The sequence below is a fragment of the Microbacterium sp. 22215 genome (assembly GCF_052045655.1).
Taxonomy (GTDB): Bacteria; Actinomycetota; Actinomycetes; order Actinomycetales; family Microbacteriaceae; genus Microbacterium; species Microbacterium phyllosphaerae.
The window spans coordinates 343,876-358,672 of record NZ_JBQEPC010000002.1; the positions used below are offsets into that span (position 1 = coordinate 343,876).

Annotated in this window: 15 protein-coding genes; 4 read left to right on the forward strand and 11 right to left on the reverse strand. The window is 67.9% G+C overall.

From position 1 onward, the window contains the following. Window positions 1-3: 3 nt before the first annotated feature. The 3 genes from efeB to efeU are packed head-to-tail and all read right to left on the reverse strand — an operon-like array spanning window position 4 to window position 3,519. A complete protein-coding gene (gene efeB / locus ACTJKH_RS04960) occupies window positions 4-1,293 on the reverse strand; it encodes an iron uptake transporter deferrochelatase/peroxidase subunit (RefSeq protein ID WP_440736147.1) in 1,290 nt (429 codons plus the stop codon). A 46-nt stretch (window positions 1,294-1,339) separates the two neighbouring features. After that, window positions 1,340-2,572, reverse strand: a complete 1,233-nt coding sequence (gene efeO, locus ACTJKH_RS04965) for an iron uptake system protein EfeO (RefSeq protein WP_440735981.1) — start codon at window positions 2,570-2,572, stop codon at window positions 1,340-1,342. Further along, window positions 2,569-3,519 (reverse strand): iron uptake transporter permease EfeU, encoded by a 951-nt coding sequence (efeU, locus tag ACTJKH_RS04970; RefSeq protein ID WP_440736148.1) that lies wholly within the window; start codon window positions 3,517-3,519, stop codon window positions 2,569-2,571. Before efeU ends, efeO begins: the two co-directional genes overlap by 4 nt. 171 nt (window positions 3,520-3,690) lie before the next feature. On the opposite strand from efeU, the gene ACTJKH_RS04975 reads away from it, so the two are divergent. Next, a complete protein-coding gene (locus ACTJKH_RS04975) occupies window positions 3,691-4,695 on the forward strand; it encodes an isopenicillin N synthase family dioxygenase (RefSeq protein ID WP_440735982.1) in 1,005 nt (334 codons plus the stop codon). Window positions 4,696-4,701: 6 nt separating this feature from the next. Here the strand turns inward: ACTJKH_RS04975 and ACTJKH_RS04980 are convergent, their stop codons facing one another. The 3 genes from ACTJKH_RS04980 to rpsO all read right to left on the reverse strand — a co-directional run bounded on the left by ACTJKH_RS04980 (window position 4,702) and on the right by rpsO (window position 6,308). After that, a complete protein-coding gene (locus ACTJKH_RS04980) occupies window positions 4,702-5,031 on the reverse strand; it encodes a transcriptional regulator (protein WP_440735983.1) in 330 nt (109 codons plus the stop codon). Continuing rightward, window positions 5,024-5,884 (reverse strand): hypothetical protein, encoded by an 861-nt coding sequence (locus ACTJKH_RS04985; RefSeq protein WP_440735984.1) that lies wholly within the window; start codon window positions 5,882-5,884, stop codon window positions 5,024-5,026. Before ACTJKH_RS04985 ends, ACTJKH_RS04980 begins: the two co-directional genes overlap by 8 nt. 154 nt (window positions 5,885-6,038) lie before the next feature. After that, window positions 6,039-6,308 (reverse strand): 30S ribosomal protein S15, encoded by a 270-nt coding sequence (gene rpsO, locus ACTJKH_RS04990; RefSeq protein WP_017203073.1) that lies wholly within the window; start codon window positions 6,306-6,308, stop codon window positions 6,039-6,041. 184 nt (window positions 6,309-6,492) lie between these two features. Between rpsO and ACTJKH_RS04995 the strand changes: the two genes are divergently transcribed. Further along, the gene (locus tag ACTJKH_RS04995) at window positions 6,493-7,785 is read left to right on the forward strand and encodes an MFS transporter (protein ID WP_440735985.1); all 1,293 of its coding nucleotides are present in this window, start codon (window positions 6,493-6,495) and stop codon (window positions 7,783-7,785) included. A 33-nt stretch (window positions 7,786-7,818) separates the two neighbouring features. On the opposite strand, the gene ACTJKH_RS05000 is transcribed toward ACTJKH_RS04995, so the two are convergent. The 3 genes from ACTJKH_RS05000 to ACTJKH_RS05010 form a co-directional block, all read right to left on the reverse strand. Next, complete coding sequence (locus tag ACTJKH_RS05000; protein ID WP_045280511.1) at window positions 7,819-8,373, reverse strand: YceI family protein; 555 nt, start codon at window positions 8,371-8,373, stop codon at window positions 7,819-7,821. 180 nt (window positions 8,374-8,553) lie between these two features. Further along, entirely contained in the window at window positions 8,554-8,922 is a 369-nt protein-coding gene (locus ACTJKH_RS05005) for an FKBP-type peptidyl-prolyl cis-trans isomerase (protein WP_210097697.1), read from the reverse strand. 232 nt (window positions 8,923-9,154) lie between these two features. Beyond that, window positions 9,155-10,639 carry a PrsW family intramembrane metalloprotease gene (locus ACTJKH_RS05010; RefSeq protein ID WP_440735986.1) on the reverse strand — a complete coding sequence of 495 codons (1,485 nt, stop codon included), beginning with the start codon at window positions 10,637-10,639 and terminating at the stop codon, window positions 9,155-9,157. Between the two features lie 89 nt (window positions 10,640-10,728). On the opposite strand from ACTJKH_RS05010, the gene ACTJKH_RS05015 reads away from it, so the two are divergent. Next, the gene (locus ACTJKH_RS05015; RefSeq protein WP_440735987.1) at window positions 10,729-11,598 is read left to right on the forward strand and encodes a fumarylacetoacetate hydrolase family protein; all 870 of its coding nucleotides are present in this window, start codon (window positions 10,729-10,731) and stop codon (window positions 11,596-11,598) included. Between the two features lie 61 nt (window positions 11,599-11,659). On the opposite strand, the gene ACTJKH_RS05020 is transcribed toward ACTJKH_RS05015, so the two are convergent. Continuing rightward, the gene (locus tag ACTJKH_RS05020) at window positions 11,660-13,120 is read right to left on the reverse strand and encodes an aspartate ammonia-lyase (RefSeq protein WP_210097695.1); all 1,461 of its coding nucleotides are present in this window, start codon (window positions 13,118-13,120) and stop codon (window positions 11,660-11,662) included. Window positions 13,121-13,213: 93 nt separating this feature from the next. Then, window positions 13,214-14,128 carry a metallophosphoesterase gene (locus ACTJKH_RS05025; protein ID WP_440735988.1) on the reverse strand — a complete coding sequence of 305 codons (915 nt, stop codon included), beginning with the start codon at window positions 14,126-14,128 and terminating at the stop codon, window positions 13,214-13,216. Window positions 14,129-14,209: 81 nt separating this feature from the next. On the opposite strand from ACTJKH_RS05025, the gene ACTJKH_RS05030 reads away from it, so the two are divergent. Further along, a complete protein-coding gene (locus ACTJKH_RS05030; protein WP_440735989.1) occupies window positions 14,210-14,776 on the forward strand; it encodes a TetR/AcrR family transcriptional regulator in 567 nt (188 codons plus the stop codon). Window positions 14,777-14,797: the final 21 nt, after the last annotated feature.

Consider the following 14,797-nt stretch of genomic DNA (forward strand, 5'->3'; position numbering starts at 1 on the left):
GCGTCAGGCGAAGAGACCGGCCCCGACGTACGACCCCGGTGTCGCACCTGCGGGGATCGCCCAGATCCCCGAGCCGACGTGCCTGATGTACTCGTTCATGCGATCGGTGGACAGCCGTCGCTGCAGGGTGATGAACTGCGCGGGATCGCGCTGATACGAGAGGAAGAAGAGCCCGGCGTCGAGACGTCCGAGGTCGTTGTTGCCGTTGACGTAGTTGAACCCGCGGCGGAGGATGCGGATGCCGTCGTTCTGGCTCGGGTGCGCCAACCGCACGTGCGCGTTCGCGTCGATGGCCGAAGTGCCGAAGTCGGGTGCGGCGAACTCGTCACCGCCCGACAACGGGGCGCCCTCGCCCTTGTCGCGCCCGATGATCGCATCCTGCTCGGAGAGCCGCACGCGATCCCACGTCTCGATCAGCATCGCGATCTTTCGGGCAACCAGGTACGAGCCGCCCGCCATCCATGCGGGCTCGTCGGATGGCGCCACCCAGACGTTCTCGTCGAGAGCGGCGGAGTCGTCGGCGAGGATGTTCGCGGTGCCGTCCTTGAATCCGAAGAGGTTCCGCGGGGTCGCCTGATCGGATGTCGTGCGGGAGGTCTTGCCGAAGCCGAGCTGCGACCAGCGCAGCTTCGCGCGCCCGAAGGCGATTCGGCTGAGATTGCGGATCGCATGAACGGCGACCTGAGGGTCATCCGCGCAGGCTTGGATGCAGAGATCACCGTGGGACGTCTGCGGGTCGAGGTCGTCACCGAGGAAGGCGGGAAGGCGCACGAGGGCGGCCGGGCGTCGGTCCGCGATGCCGTACCGGTCGCCGTCCTCGTTCTCGAACAGGGTCGGGCCGAAGCCGATCGTGATCGTGAGACCCGCCGCGGGCAGCCCGAGCGCCTCTCCGGTGTCATCCGGCGGGACCTCCGCATCGCCGCCGACCGCGCCGGTCGCGCTCACCTCGAGCCCCTGGGACATCCGAGAGGCGGCGTAGGTCCAATCCTGCAGCAGGCTGACCAGGTCGTCACGGTCGGTGCGGGGCATCATGTCGAACGAGGCGAAGTGCAGGTGCTCCTGCACGGGGGTGGTGATCCCTGCCTGATGCGCACCGAAGAAGTCGTAGGCGTGCTCGGCCTCGGCGTGAGCCCTGGTCCGGCCGAGTGCGACCCCGCCGGCGAGGCCTGCGCCCATGCCGACCGCGAGCGAGGCCACTCCCCCGCCGATCGCGAGACCGAGGAGTCCTCGCCGGCTGAGACCAGCGGCAGGGTTCGCCGCGGCCGCCTCCTCCGTCACGGAGTCGGCGACCATGGCATCCTTCGAGCTTTCTTCCACCTGCGAGATCGTACCCGTCGAATCAGTCGAGGACGGTGCCCGTGAGCTGCGACAGCGGCTCCGCGAGCGCGTTGATGAGGTCGGTGAACTCCCGCTTGTCGGCGTCGGTCAGCTCGGAGTACCCGACGAATCCGTCCGCGAGGGAACCGTGAGCCGCGAGCGACTCCTCGAGAGCGGTGTATCCGTCCTCGATCTCGGTCACCAGCGCCGCGCCGTCGTCGCCCTGAGCGGTGGCGAAGTCCTGCACGAGCGAGAACGCCATCTTGGAACCCTCGACGTTCGCCGCGAAGTCGTAGAGGTCGGTACCCGACCACCAGTCCTCCTCGCCCGAGATCTTGCCGGTCGCGACCTCGTCGAGAAGCGCGATCGCGCCGTTCGAGATTCCGCCGATGCCCTGGTCGTCCAGCGCGGTGGTGAAGTCGTCCGAGTGCACGTAGTCGTAGAGCTCCTGCACGTCGGCGAGCAGCTGGTCGCCGTAGTCGGCACGCTCGTCGGTCGTGGACGGTGCCCAATCCTGCCAGGCGGGCGTCTCACCGTCGGCGTTCAGAGCGTCCTGCGCAGGCACCCAGAGGTCCTTCTCGATGCGGTGGAAGCCCGTCCAGTCGAGTCCCTCGGCGACGGCGTCGACCTCGCGGTAGTCGATCCGCGGGTCGAGCGTGCCGAGAGCCTCGGCCACGGGCTCGATGCGCTCGTAGAACGCCCGCGTCTGCGGGAAGAGCGCGCGGGCGGTCTCGTCGTCGCCCGACTCGTAGGCGGCGACGAGCTCATCGACCGCAGGCACGAGTTGTCCGACCTGGTCCTTCACGAACGCGCCGTACAGATCGACCGCCTGCTGCTTCTGCTCGGCGTCCTCGCCTTCGACGGCGACCCGGTCGCCTGTCACGGTGAACTCGGACTTGCCGACGCCGTCGCCGATCATGCCCGGCTTGCACAGCGTGAAGTACTTCCCGGGCTGGGCGACGACCGTCAGCGTGCGCGATGCGGAGGGCGCGATGTTCTCGACCTCGCCGACGATGCGGAGCCCGTCATCCGCGAGCAGGTAGAACTCCGAGGTCTGTCCGCTGTCGTTCGTCACGTCGAACGTGAGCGTCCCGCTCTTCGCGGTCGCGCCGGACACGGCGCACTCCGAGTCGGTCGACGAGACGTCGAACGCCGCACCGGCGGCGACGTCGCTCTTGGCGACGCAGCCGCTCAGGACGAGGGCTGCAGCGCCCGCGGCGGCGACGGCACCGAGGATTCGGCGAGAGGTGGTCATGCTGCTCCTTGCTGGGTGAGTGCGGATGCCGACCGGTCCTGTTCTTCGGAGGTCGGGGTTCGAGGTTCGGAGGGGCGGCGGGCGCGCAGCCCGCGGACGAAGAAGAATCCGACGACGACCAGATACAGCACCCACGCGGCGACCTGGAGCCAGGTCATGCGCGGCATGAATCCGACGGTCGCCTGGAGGATCGTGGCCCAGGCGCTGTCAGGGGCGATGACGTTCGTCACGTCGAACGCCCAGCCGAAGGGGAAGGCCGCCCAGCCGAGGGCGACGGCACCGGTCGCGGCGTCGATCGGAGCGGCGGCGGTGAACGGGCCAGGAAGCGCACCGGCCTCCTGGAGGTCCATGATCGCGTAGGCGAGCACCCCGGCGGCGACGATGACGAGGAATCCGCTCGTCCAGGTGAAGAATCGACGGAGGTCGAGACGCATGGCGCCACGCGCGAGAAGCCAGCCGATCACCACAGCCGTGAGCAGGCCGAGCACCGCTCCGATCAGTGCGGACGGCGCGCCTCCGAAGGACTGCACCATCGACCACAGCAGAAGAGTGGTCTCGATCCCCTCTCGAGCCACCGAGACGAAACCGATCGCGACCAGCGCCCAGATACCTCCCTGGGTCAGCGCGCGGTCGAGTCCGCCCTCGAGCGTCGCCTTCATCGTGCGACCGGCCTTCTGCATCCAGAAGATCATCCAGGTCACCATGCCGACCGCGAGCAGTGACAGCAGCCCTCCGATCAGCTCCTGCGCCTCGAACGTCAGTGCGTACGCTCCGAAGGTCAGGACGGCTCCGATGCCGAGGGCGAGCGCGACAGCGAGTCCCACGCCGGCCCAGAGCCTCGGCAGAGCATCGCTGCGTCCGAGTCGTCGAAGATAGGCGACGAGGATGCCGACGACGAGCGCGGCCTCGAGGCCTTCACGAAGACCGATGAGGAAGGTGGCGAGCACGGAGGGAGACACGGAGGGAGACTCTCTGGGAGAAGACCAAGGTAAGGCATCCCTTACCTAGAGGAGGTTAGCACCAGATCCTCGCCCGCTCGAAATCGGCGTTCGGGATGAGGTCGGTAATCCGACGCAACACACGGCCGCACACCCTCGGGACCGATCTACGCTCGGTGAATGGCTGATCTCTCGCTCCCCATCCTCGACCTGTCCCAGCTCGATGCCGGCCCCGAGGCCGCCGCGCGATTCCGAGACGACCTCAGAGCCGCGACCCACGATGTGGGCTTCTTCTACCTCACGGGCACCGGGATCTCCCCCGAGCTGGAAGCACGCCTGCATCGAGCGGCGCTGGATTTCTTCGCGCTGCCGGACGACGACAAGCTCGCGATCGAGAACGTCAACAGCCCGCATTTCCGGGGGTACACCCGCATCGGCGGAGAACGCACCCAGGGCAAGGTCGACTGGCGCGAGCAGATCGACATCGGCCCGGAGCGCGAGCCCGTCGAGGGCGGACCGGCCTTCAACCGCCTGGTGGGCCCGAACCTGTGGCCGGCGGCGCAGCCCGAGCTCAAGGCGGTCGTCACGGAGTGGCATGACACACTGACCGAGATCGCGCACAAGCTGCTGCGAGCCTGGGCCACCACCCTCGGGGCGGAGGAGACGTACTTCGACGAGCCCTTCCGCGACCCGTCGACGCTGATCAAGATCGTCCGCTACCCCGGCACGCACGAGCCGGAGCCGCAGCAGGGCGTCGGTGCGCACAAGGACTCCGGCGTCCTCACCCTGCTCTGGGTGGAGCCGGGCAAGGGCGGCCTCCAGGTCGAGCGCAACGGCGAGTGGGTATCGGCCCCGCCTGTTCCCGGCGCGTTCGTCGTCAACATCGGGGAGCTTCTGGAGTACGCGACCGGCGGCTACCTCAAGGCCACCAACCACCGCGTGATCTCGCCGAAGGCGCCGGAGGAGCGCATCTCGATCCCGTTCTTCTTCAACCCCGCCCTCGACCAGCAGCTGCCGCTCCTCGAGCTGCCGGCAGACCTGGCCGCCGAGGCGACCGGCATCACCGAGGACCCGAGCAACCCCATCCACGCCACCTACGGCGAGAACGCCATGAAGTCACGACTGCGCGCTCACCCCGACGTGGCGGCGATCCATCATCCCGACCTGGTCGGGACGAGCGCCTGACGTGATCTACAGCGCCGAGCCGCCTCCGAGCGCGACGATCTCGCGCAACGCCTGGAGGTGCCCGGCGAAGGCCGCGCGGCCCGCTGCCGTCGAATAGACCCACGTGCGAGGGCGGCTGCCGAGGCGGCCCTTGCGCGCCACCACGTACCCTGCGGCCTGCAGATGCGAGATGGCCTTGCTCAACGGCGAGTCGCCGCACTGGAGGATCTCGCGCAGCGTCGCGAAGTCCAGCTCGATGCCGTCCCCGAGCGAGGCCAGGACCGAGAAGCGGATCGGCGATGCGAAGTTGTCGTCGAGTCGCGTCCGCGGGTGAGGCACCGACGGGATGTCAGTCACGCAGATCACGTCCGGGGATGAAGGACACGGCGATGAACAGCGCGATGATTCCCAGGCCGCCGACGAATCCGAGGCCGATCGGAACGCCGTCGAGCAGCACGAGCAGTGTCAGCGCGCCTGCGGCGACAGCGAAAGCGACGAGGTGCGGCCAGCGCCACGAGGCGCCGATGGCCGGGAGGCCCATCTCGCTGCGCGCCGCGACGAGCCATGCGAACGTCATCAGCACGACGAGCAGGAGAAGCGTGCTCGCGAGCAGCCCGTCCGGCGCCGAGCCGAGCATCGTCATCACTCCGAGCGCGACTCCGACGCAGATGGTTCCCCACCGGATGCCGCGGGGAAGCGGCTTCGGCGTCGACCGCGGCGGTCGTGGGTCGCCGGATGCACGAGCGAGCTGCACCGCACCGTAGCCACCGAACCCGACCAGGATGAGGATGGCCGGAATCCACACGCCGATGGCCGGGAACCCCGGATCGAAGATCGCGAAGCCGAAGACGACGAGGGCCGCGATCGTCAGCGCCCCGCCGGCCACCAGCGCGGGCCAGCGCGACCACGTCAGGCGCAGCTGCATCCCGCTGCGCTGAGCCATGCCCGTGGAGAGCTGCCCCCACATGAGAAAGCTGAAGACGAAGACCTGCGGCGTCACGCCGCCGTGATCGCGTATCGCCGTGGCCAGAGCGACGAGGTACACCGACGTGGTCACCGCGTTCACGAGCTGCAGCCACGCCAGCGACCGCCGGTCCACCGCGCGGGCGCGCCGGTTCACCGCGGCGTCCGCCTCATCGAGATACTGTCGGGCGATGTCCGCACTGGGAGGCGCGAGCGCTTCGTGTCCTTGGACCGGCTTCTGCTCCATCGCGTGACCTCCTTCGCTTTCCATCTGGAAAGCTCACTACTTTCCTAATGGAAAGTCCAGGGGAGGTCAACCCCGACAATGACGAAGGCCGCCCCACACCTGGGACGGCCTTCTCAAGAATGTTCTGCGCGATTGTACGCTGGCTCGCTGCGCCTTATCGGCGGAGACCCAGGCGTGCGATCAGCGAGCGGTAACGCTCGATGTCGACGCTCTGGAGGTAGCCGAGCAGACGACGGCGCTGACCCACGAGCAGGAACAGGCCACGACGCGAGTGGTGGTCGTGCTTGTGCTCCTTCAGGTGCTCGGTGAGGTCCTTGATGCGCTGCGTCAGCATCGCGGCCTGCACCTCGGGGGATCCGGTGTCACCGGGGTGCGTCGCGTACTCTTCGATGATCGCCTTCTTGACGTCTGCTTCCAGTGCCATAGATTCGATCCCCTCTCTGCTTGTTGCGCGGTGCCCGACGCCTGATGCGTGAGCTCTCTTTATCCGCGGCCGATCGAACGGCAACCTGAAGAGTCTACCAGGACTCGATGGCGGTGCGTGACCTCCGTCGGCTGCACCTTCCGCGTCTCGGATACGCTCGGGTCATGCACGACAGGCACGCGGCGTGAGCACGGCTCGCAGCCATCTGATCGACCTCAGCCCTCTGAAGGCCAGCCCGGCGTTCGCGCGGATGTGGATCGGCTCCGTGCTCGCGGGCATCGGCGGCCAGCTCACGATCGTCACCGTGATGCTGCACGTGTTCGCGCTCACCGGGAGCACCTTCGCCGTCTCGATGATCGCCGTGGCGGGGCTCGTGCCGATGATCCTCGCCGGCCTCTACGGCGGGATGCTCGCCGACGCCTTCGATCGTCGGCGCGTCGCGCTGATCGCCGCGACCGTGACGTTCGCGTCGACAGGCCTGCTGGCCGCGCTCACCTGGACCGGGGCGGAGACGATCTGGTGGCTGTACGTCCTGAGCATCATCAACTCCGCCGCGAACTCCGTGGGAATGGCGACCCGCACCGCGATCGTCCCCCGCCTGATCCCCCGCGATCTGCTCGCTGCGGCCTCCGCGCTCAACGGCGTCGCGTTCGGTCTCACCGTCATGGCGGGGCCGGCCCTCGCCGGCATCCTCGTCGCCCTGACCGGATACGGGTGGACGTACACGATCGACGTCGTCCTGATGCTGTCGATGTTCCTCGGACTGTGGACTCTTCCGGCGCTGCGGCCCGAGGGCGAGATCGTGCGTCCAGGACTCGCATCCCTCGTCGACGGATGGGGGTTCCTGAAGCGGGCGAGCAACATCCGCACGCAGTACGTCATGGACATCATCGCGATGACCTTCGGCCAGCCCCTCGCGCTGTTCCCGGCCCTCGGCACCGTGCCGCTCGGCGGCGGCGCGGTCACGACCGGCATCCTCACGGCGGCCGTCGCCGTCGGCACGTTCACCTCGAGCCTCTTCTCGGGACGCGTCGTGCAGTACCGATGGCACGGCCGAGGGATCGAGCGGGCGGTCGAGGCGTACGGCGCCTCGATCCTGGGGTTCGGCGTGGTCCTGCTGATCGGCGCCTTCTCCTCCCCCGCGACCGAGAAGCTCCCGAACGTCGGCCTGATCGTCGCCGCCTGCATCCTGCTCGCGGCCTCCGGGGCTTCCGACAACGTCAGTTCGATCTATCGGAACACGATGATGCAGGCATCGGTCCCCGACTCCATGCGAGGGCGCCTTCAGGGCGTGTTCATCGTCGTCGTCGCCGGAGGACCGCGTGTCGGCGCGCTGTACGCGGGCACGCTCGCCTCGCTCACGTCACTGTGGTTCCCGCCGCTGCTCGGTGGATTCCTGGTGATCGCCCTCGTCGCTCTGCTCGCGCGTCGCAGCACCCGCTTCCGCGCGTACGACGCAGAGAACCCCGAGCCCTGAGGGGCCCGGGGTTCTCGAGAGCAGAGCTGTCGATCAGTCCTGCTGCAGAGCGCCCTGCAGGTCGAGGCTGATCGTGACGTCCTTGCCGACGAGCACGCCACCGGTCTCGAGCGCCGCGTTCCACGTGAGACCGAAGTCCTCGCGGTTGATGACGGTCTTCGCCGAGGCGCCGGCCTTGTAGTTGCCCCACGGGTCGGAGCCGAACCCGCCGAAGTCGAGCTCGAAGCTGACCGGCTTGGTGATGCCGCGGATGGTCAGGTCGCCGTCGACGAAGAGCTCGCCGCCCTCGGCGCGCGCACCCGTCGAGACGAACTCCATGGTCGGGAAGTTCTCGGTGTCGAAGAAGTCGCCCGAGCGCAGATGCGTGTCGCGCCCCTCGTCCTTCGTGTCGATCGACGTGACGTCGACGCTCGCCTCGACGCGAGCCTCGAGAGGGTTCTCGGGGGCGATGAGCGTGGCGCTCTTGACGCCGAAGGTGCCGCGCACCTTGGAGATCATCATGTGGCGGACGCTGAAGGTGACCTCGCTGTGCGACGGGTCGAGCACCCAGGTGCCTGCGCGGTAGCCGGGAATGTCGATGGTGGTCATGGTTTCTCCTCGGGAGACATCGGCCGCACTGTGCGGCAACGGATGAGGGGCCGTGTTCACGGCGTCACGGATAACAACTTACATGCAGATGCATATATTCCCCTGTGCGCGAAGAACTTTTCGGGAACGAGAAAGGCGCCGCGCCCCGAGGGACACGGCGCCTTCCGGCATCTGTCGGGATCAGCCGACGGCGACGAGGTCGATGATGAAGATGAGGGTCTTGCCGGAGAGGAAGTGTCCGCCTCCGACGGGCCCGTAGGCGAGATGCGGCGGGATGACCAGCTCACGGCGTCCGCCGACCTTCATACCGGGGATGCCGTCCTGCCACCCCTGGATCAGACCGCGGAGCGGGAACTGGATGGTCTCGCCACGACCCCACGACGAGTCGAACTCCTCGCCGGACTCGAACTCGACACCGGCGTAGTGCACGGTCACGGTGTCGCCGGGCTTGGCCTCGGCGCCGTCTCCTTCGATGAGGTCGCGGATCACGAGCTCCGCGGGAGCGGGGCCGGTGGGGGCGTCGAACTCAGGCTTTGTGCGATCAGTCATGGTTCCATCCAACCCGAGCGCCCCGGCACGGGTCAACGCGACAACGCCTGCTCAGAGCGAACATGGCGCCGGGACGTTGATACGAGGGAATCCGACTTGGTTCGCTCGAAGCTCTTGACACCCGTGCACACCGGGTGCACCCTGTTTACAGATCAACTCAGCGCCCGGTAGACATGCAGGCATCGCCGCAGCACCGGGCGCTGAGTCTGTCACCGGACATCGAGTCCGGCGCTCAGTAGGCCAGGAGAGCCGCCCTCGTGGCCCGAGTACGAGCGAGCAGAGCCTGCTCGTCCGCCGGAGCCATCGGGTCGCGCCCCGTGATGGCGCGCTGGCGGACGGATGCGAGCGTCGTGGCGTCCTTGATGAATTCGCGCATGAGCGGGCGGCGGTCTCCGCGCAGTTGTGCGGCCCAGCCCAGCCCGGTCTTGCGGCCGGCCGGCGTGGCCAGCATGGTGACCTCTTCGGGCGTGAACCATCCGGCGGCGGCATAGTCGCCGAGGCGCGCCTTGGTCAGTCGGGATTCCTCCCGCCGAAGCGCGATGATGCCGAAGATGAAACCGACGAACAGAGGGACCTGCAGCACGAAGTAGAGCAGGAAGAAGTTCGCGAACGACGACCCGTTCCAGAGACCGTGCAGGAACATCGCACCCAGCATCCCGAGGAGCCCGAAGCCGAGTACGGCGCCCGTGGACGCATGCCGACGCGCCGCCAGGCCGATCGCGAGGCCGGTGAGCGAGGTGAACATGGCGTGGGCGAACGGTGACATGATCGCGCGCAGGATGAAGGTCACGGTCAGCTGCTCACCACCGCCCTCGATCAGACTGATCGCGAAGTACTGGATGTTCTCCGTGAAGGCGAAGCCCGCACCCACCAGGGCGCCGTAGACGACGCCGTCGACCGGGCCGTCGAACGAACGGCGGGCGATCAGGAAGATCAGGAAGACACCGAAGCCCTTCCAGAACTCCTCGACGATGGGCGCCTGGATGACGGCCCCGGCGACCTCGCCCCTCATGCCGAGGACGGCGGTGAGTCCGAGGTCGACGAGGAGGGTGAGTCCCACGGCGGCGATCGCGCCCCACGCGATCGCGAAGAAGACGAGGGACTTGGGCTCGGGCTCCCATCGATCGATCATCCGCACGACGAAGAAGACGATCGCGAGCGGGACGAGAGCCAGAACCAAGCCGATGATCGATGCGAGCGGGCCGAGGAACAGGCCGAAGTACGCGATGAGGGCGATAAGCAGCAGTCCGAGGAACCCGAACAGCGAGTAGAGGGCGATACGGCCGCCGCGGCGAGCAGCGGGCAGCGCGGGCAGCCCCTGCGCCGGAGAGGGCGCCGCGGGTGCCGGCGGAGCGTAGGGAGTCGGCTGAGCGAGAACGGAGGCGTACGCGGGACGCTGCGAGAACTGGGCGGGCATGTAGCTCGACTGCGCGTACTGCTGGGCGGAGTACTGCTGCGGGGCCGGCGGCTGGTTCGCGGGGTACGCCTGCGGCTGCTGTGGGTATCCGGGCTGCTGCTGCTGCTGTGGGTACGCCGGCCGCTGCTGTGGGTAGCCCTGCGGCTGCTGCTGCGGGTATCCCGGCTGCTGCTGTGGGTACGCCTGCGGCTGCGGTGCGACCGGAGGCTGCTGCGGCGTCGGCGCCTGCTGGGCCGGAGGCTGCTGCGGCGCGGGCGGCGGCGTGTACGGCGATGGCTGGGACGGTCCTCCGGAACTCATAGGCAAAAGCATATGGGGAACAACCAAGTTCCCCTCGGTCTGGCGACTTCCTCCAGCAATTCCCGCGCCTCACCGGATAGCGTAGAAGCATGCGGTTCGCTCATCTGCGTCGTGCCGACTCTCCCGCTGCGCATCTCGCAGTGGTGGAGGGTGCCGACGCCATCCTCGTCTCCGATCTCCTTCCCGACCCCCCTGCCTCGCTGCAGCAGCTCATCGAGGGCGGCGCGCAGATGCTCGCCGCACTCAGATCCGCTGTAGCCGGCAGCGACGCACCGCGGCATCCGCTCGACGCCTGGGAGTTCGCCTCCGCGGTGATCGCTCCCCCCGCGGTCCTCGCGGTCGGACTCAACTACGCGGCCCACTCCAGTGAGCTCGGGCTGAAGACCGACGCGGCACCGACCGTGTTCACTCTGTGGCCCAATTCGCTCACCGGACACGAGCAGACGACTTCCTGGCCTCGTGCGCTGAGCGAAGCCGTGGACTACGAGGCCGAGCTCGGTGTGCTGATCGGGACTCCTGCGAAGGATGTCGCCGAAGCCGACGCGCTCTCCCACGTCTGGGGGTACACGGTGGTCAACGACGTCACCGCTCGGAACGTCCAGTTCTCCGAGGCGCAGTGGTCTCGCTGCAAGTCGTTCGACGGATTCACCCCGACCGGTCCGTTCGCCGTCACGGCCGACGAGATCGCCGACCCGCAGGATCTCCACATCTGGGCCGTCGTCGACGGACAGACCGTGCAGGACGCCAGCACCGACCAGATGGTCCGGTCGGTCGCGAAGCTCATCGCGCACCTCTCCCAGTCGCTGACGCTGCTGCCCGGAACGCTGATCTCGACGGGAAGCCCCGGCGGTGCCGGCTACTCCCGCGATCCGCAGATCTTCCTGCGCGATCGCTCCACGGTGACCGTCGGCATCGACGGCATCGGCGAGCTGACCACGCACTGCCGCGTTCTCGACTGAGTATCCGCGCGGACACGACGAAGGCCCCGGCGGACATCGCCGGGGCCTTCGTCGTGTCCGGTCAGATCTCGATGAGATCCTCGGGGGCGATCACCGGGATCGCCGCGGTGATCGCCTCGAGGCCCGACAGCCGCGCCGGCGACAGCTGCTTGATGACCTCGTCACGTGACATCAGCCCGGCCTCGACGACCAGATCGGCGACGTTGCGGTTCGTGAGGAGCGCGGTCTTGGCCAGCGCGGCCGCGGCCGCGTAGCCGATGAACGGGGTGAGCGCGGTGATGACGCCGACCGATGCTCCGACCATCGCCCCGAGACGGTCGCGGTTCGCGGTGATGCCGTCGATGCAGTTCACGCGGAGCGTCCACATCGCCTGACGCATCCAGGTGATCGACTGGAAGATCGAGTGCGCGATCACGGGTTCGAAGGCGTTGAGCTGCAGCTGCCCCGCCTCGGCCGCCATCGTCACGGTCATGTCGGCGCCGGCGACGGCGAAGGCGACCTGGTTGACGACCTCGGGGATCACGGGGTTGACCTTGCCGGGCATGATGCTCGAGCCCGCCTGCATCGCAGGCAGGTTGATCTCGCCGAAGCCGGCCTGCGGCCCCGACGACAGCAGACGCAGGTCGTTGCAGATCTTCGAGAGCTTCATCGCGTTGCGCTTGAGCGTCGACGAGAACGACATGAAGGAGCCCGTGTCGCTGGTGGCCTCGACGAGGTCGGCCGACGTGACCAGGTCGAGCGACGTGATCTCGCGCAGGTGCTTCAGCACAGCGGGCGCGTAGTCGACGTGGGTCGTGATGCCGGTGCCGATCGCCGTGGCACCCATGTTGATCTCGAACATGAGAGACGCGTTCTCGGTGAGGCGCGTGTGGTCGTAGCCGAGTGTCGACGCGAAGCCGTGGAACTCCTGACCGAGTGTCATCGGCACGGCATCCTGAAGCTGCGTGCGTCCGACCTTCAGGACGTCGTGGAACTCGTGCGACTTGTTGAGGAACGACACGCGCAGCAGATCGAGTTCCTCGAGCAGCGAGCGCAGCGTCAGCGACAGGCCGATCTTGACCGCGGTCGGGTACACGTCGTTGGTGGACTGGCTGCGGTTGGTGTGGTCGATCGGCGACAGGAACGCGTAATCGCCCTTCTCATGGCCGGCGAGCTCGAGGGCGATGTTGGTGATGACCTCGTTCGCGTTCATGTTCGTCGAGGTCCCGGCGCCGCCCTGGATGACGCCGACCGTGAACTGGTCGTGGAACTCCCCGTCGATGACACGCTGTGCGGCGCGGTCGATCAGGTCGGCCCGCTCTGCATCGAGTACGCCGATCTCGCGGTTGGCGCGGGCACTCGCCTGCTTGACCATCGCGAGGGCGACGATCAGGTCGGGGTAGACCGAGATGGGACGCTTGGTGATCGGGAAGTTCGCGTCGGCACGGGCGGTGTGGATCCCCCAGTACGCGTCGGCGGGAATCTCCATGCTCCCGAGCGAATCGGTCTCGGTACGGGTGAGGGCAGGCGCGGCAGAAGCCATGTCACATCCTTGTGGGTAGTGGCGAGTGTGTGATGCGGGGGATGCATCCAGTCTACGCCCGAGCGCATGCGCCGACAGGGATACGACGGCGCGTCAGCGTTTGCGAGAGAAGGCCTCGAGACGCTCTGCGGGGCTGAGCTTCGCCATCCTCTCGAGCCAGGCGGGCGAGAAGTGGTCGCCGGTCGGGGCGTCGGTCACCGGAACGACGGTGTGCGTGATCGTGTCGGGCCGCACATGCACGAGCTGGAACGCCTGGGCGGCATCCATGCCGTTCACATCGGCAGCGGGCCGGGCGACGTTCATCGTGTAGCAGGTGGCCGAGGACACGCTCACCGGGACGCCGGCGAACGTCCCGTGCGCCGAGTAGTGCAGGTGACCGGCGAGGATGCCGCGCACGTCGCTCCCCCGGATGACGTCGGCGAGCTCGTCCTGATGCCGCAGCTCCAGGATGTCGAACAGAGGCACATGACTCGGGAGAGGTGGATGATGCATCGCGAGCAGCGTGCCGTGCAGTGCGGGTTCGCGAAGGATGTCGGCCAACCAGGCGAGCTGATCGTCGCCGAGATCGCCGTGATGCCAGCCGGGCACGCTGGTGTCGAGGGCGATCAACCGGAGCCCGTCGAGATCCCACACGCCGGTGATCGGCTCCTGTGTCGGCTCGAGGTCGAGCAGCCCCTCCCGCAGTGCCGGGCGTTCGTCATGGTTGCCGGCGACCCAGATCACGGGAGCTCCGAGCTCCTCGGCCACCGGCTCGACGGCGGCGCGCAGACGCCGGTAGGCATCGGGCTCCCCCAGGTCGGTGAGATCGCCCGTGATCACGATCGCCGCGGGGTGCGGGTGCACGGTCCTGATCGCGCCGAGCGTGCGAGCGAAGTTCGACTCCACGTCGTAGCGACCGCCGAGCCTGGCACCACCGGCGAGGAAATGCGGATCGCTCACGTGGATGATCACGTGCGACGCCGGCTCGTGACGGCCGAAGACGAACGCGGAGTCGGAGTGCGCTGACATGATCTCAGCCTAGGCGCGACGACGACACCGGCACGAGGAGCGGCACCACATCAGGTGTAGTAGTCGAGATAGGGTTCCTGCATGGCGAAGAACGAGACCAGACGACGACTGATCGCGGATGCCGGGCTCACTGTCCTCGCGACGGAGGGGTCACGCGGACTCACGCATCGCGCCGTCGACCTCGTCGCCGGCGTCCCCGTCGGCACGACATCGAACTACTTCCGGAGTCGCGATGCCCTGGTCGAAGGGCTCGTCGAGCGCATCGGGGAACGGCTCGCCCCGAGCGAAGACGATCTCGTTCGCCGGTCGTCGGAGGCGCCGAGCAAGGAGTTGTTCGCGGACTACATCCGCGACATCGTCCGACGCCTCACGGATGATCGCGATGTGACGCTGGCCCTCTTCGAGCTGCGGCTCGAGAGCAGCCGCCGCCCCGAGATCGCCGCCCTTCTCGGTGCATGGCAGCGGGCCGGGTTCGACGGAGACGTCGAGTTCAACTCGTCTGCGGGACTGCCGGGCGGCCGGCGCGAGATCGCGCTGTTCCACTACGCGATCGACGGGCTGATGCTCGATCGACTCACCACTCCGATCGATCCGGACACCTCGACGGATGACATCGTCGACGACCTCGTCGCAGGGCTGCTGCCCTGAGATCGCCCGATCCTCGGCGCC

Bases quoted from the DNA above. Each gene is read 5' to 3' on its own strand.
- efeB (WP_440736147.1), bottom strand. From the start codon at position 1,293: ATGGTCGCCGACTCCGTGACGGAGGAGGCGGCCGCGGCGAACCCTGCC.
- efeO (WP_440735981.1), bottom strand. From the start codon at position 2,572: ATGACCACCTCTCGCCGAATCCTCGGTGCCGTCGCCGCCGCGGGCGCT.
- ACTJKH_RS04975 (WP_440735982.1), top strand. From the start codon at position 3,691: ATGGCTGATCTCTCGCTCCCCATCCTCGACCTGTCCCAGCTCGATGCC.
- ACTJKH_RS04985 (WP_440735984.1), bottom strand. From the start codon at position 5,884: ATGGAGCAGAAGCCGGTCCAAGGACACGAAGCGCTCGCGCCTCCCAGT.
- rpsO (WP_017203073.1), bottom strand. From the start codon at position 6,308: ATGGCACTGGAAGCAGACGTCAAGAAGGCGATCATCGAAGAGTACGCG.
- ACTJKH_RS05000 (WP_045280511.1), bottom strand. From the start codon at position 8,373: ATGACCACCATCGACATTCCCGGCTACCGCGCAGGCACCTGGGTGCTC.
- ACTJKH_RS05005 (WP_210097697.1), bottom strand. From the start codon at position 8,922: ATGACTGATCGCACAAAGCCTGAGTTCGACGCCCCCACCGGCCCCGCT.
- ACTJKH_RS05010 (WP_440735986.1), bottom strand. From the start codon at position 10,639: ATGAGTTCCGGAGGACCGTCCCAGCCATCGCCGTACACGCCGCCGCCC.
- ACTJKH_RS05015 (WP_440735987.1), top strand. From the start codon at position 10,729: ATGCGGTTCGCTCATCTGCGTCGTGCCGACTCTCCCGCTGCGCATCTC.
- ACTJKH_RS05020 (WP_210097695.1), bottom strand. From the start codon at position 13,120: ATGGCTTCTGCCGCGCCTGCCCTCACCCGTACCGAGACCGATTCGCTC.
- ACTJKH_RS05025 (WP_440735988.1), bottom strand. From the start codon at position 14,128: ATGTCAGCGCACTCCGACTCCGCGTTCGTCTTCGGCCGTCACGAGCCG.
- ACTJKH_RS05030 (WP_440735989.1), top strand. From the start codon at position 14,210: ATGGCGAAGAACGAGACCAGACGACGACTGATCGCGGATGCCGGGCTC.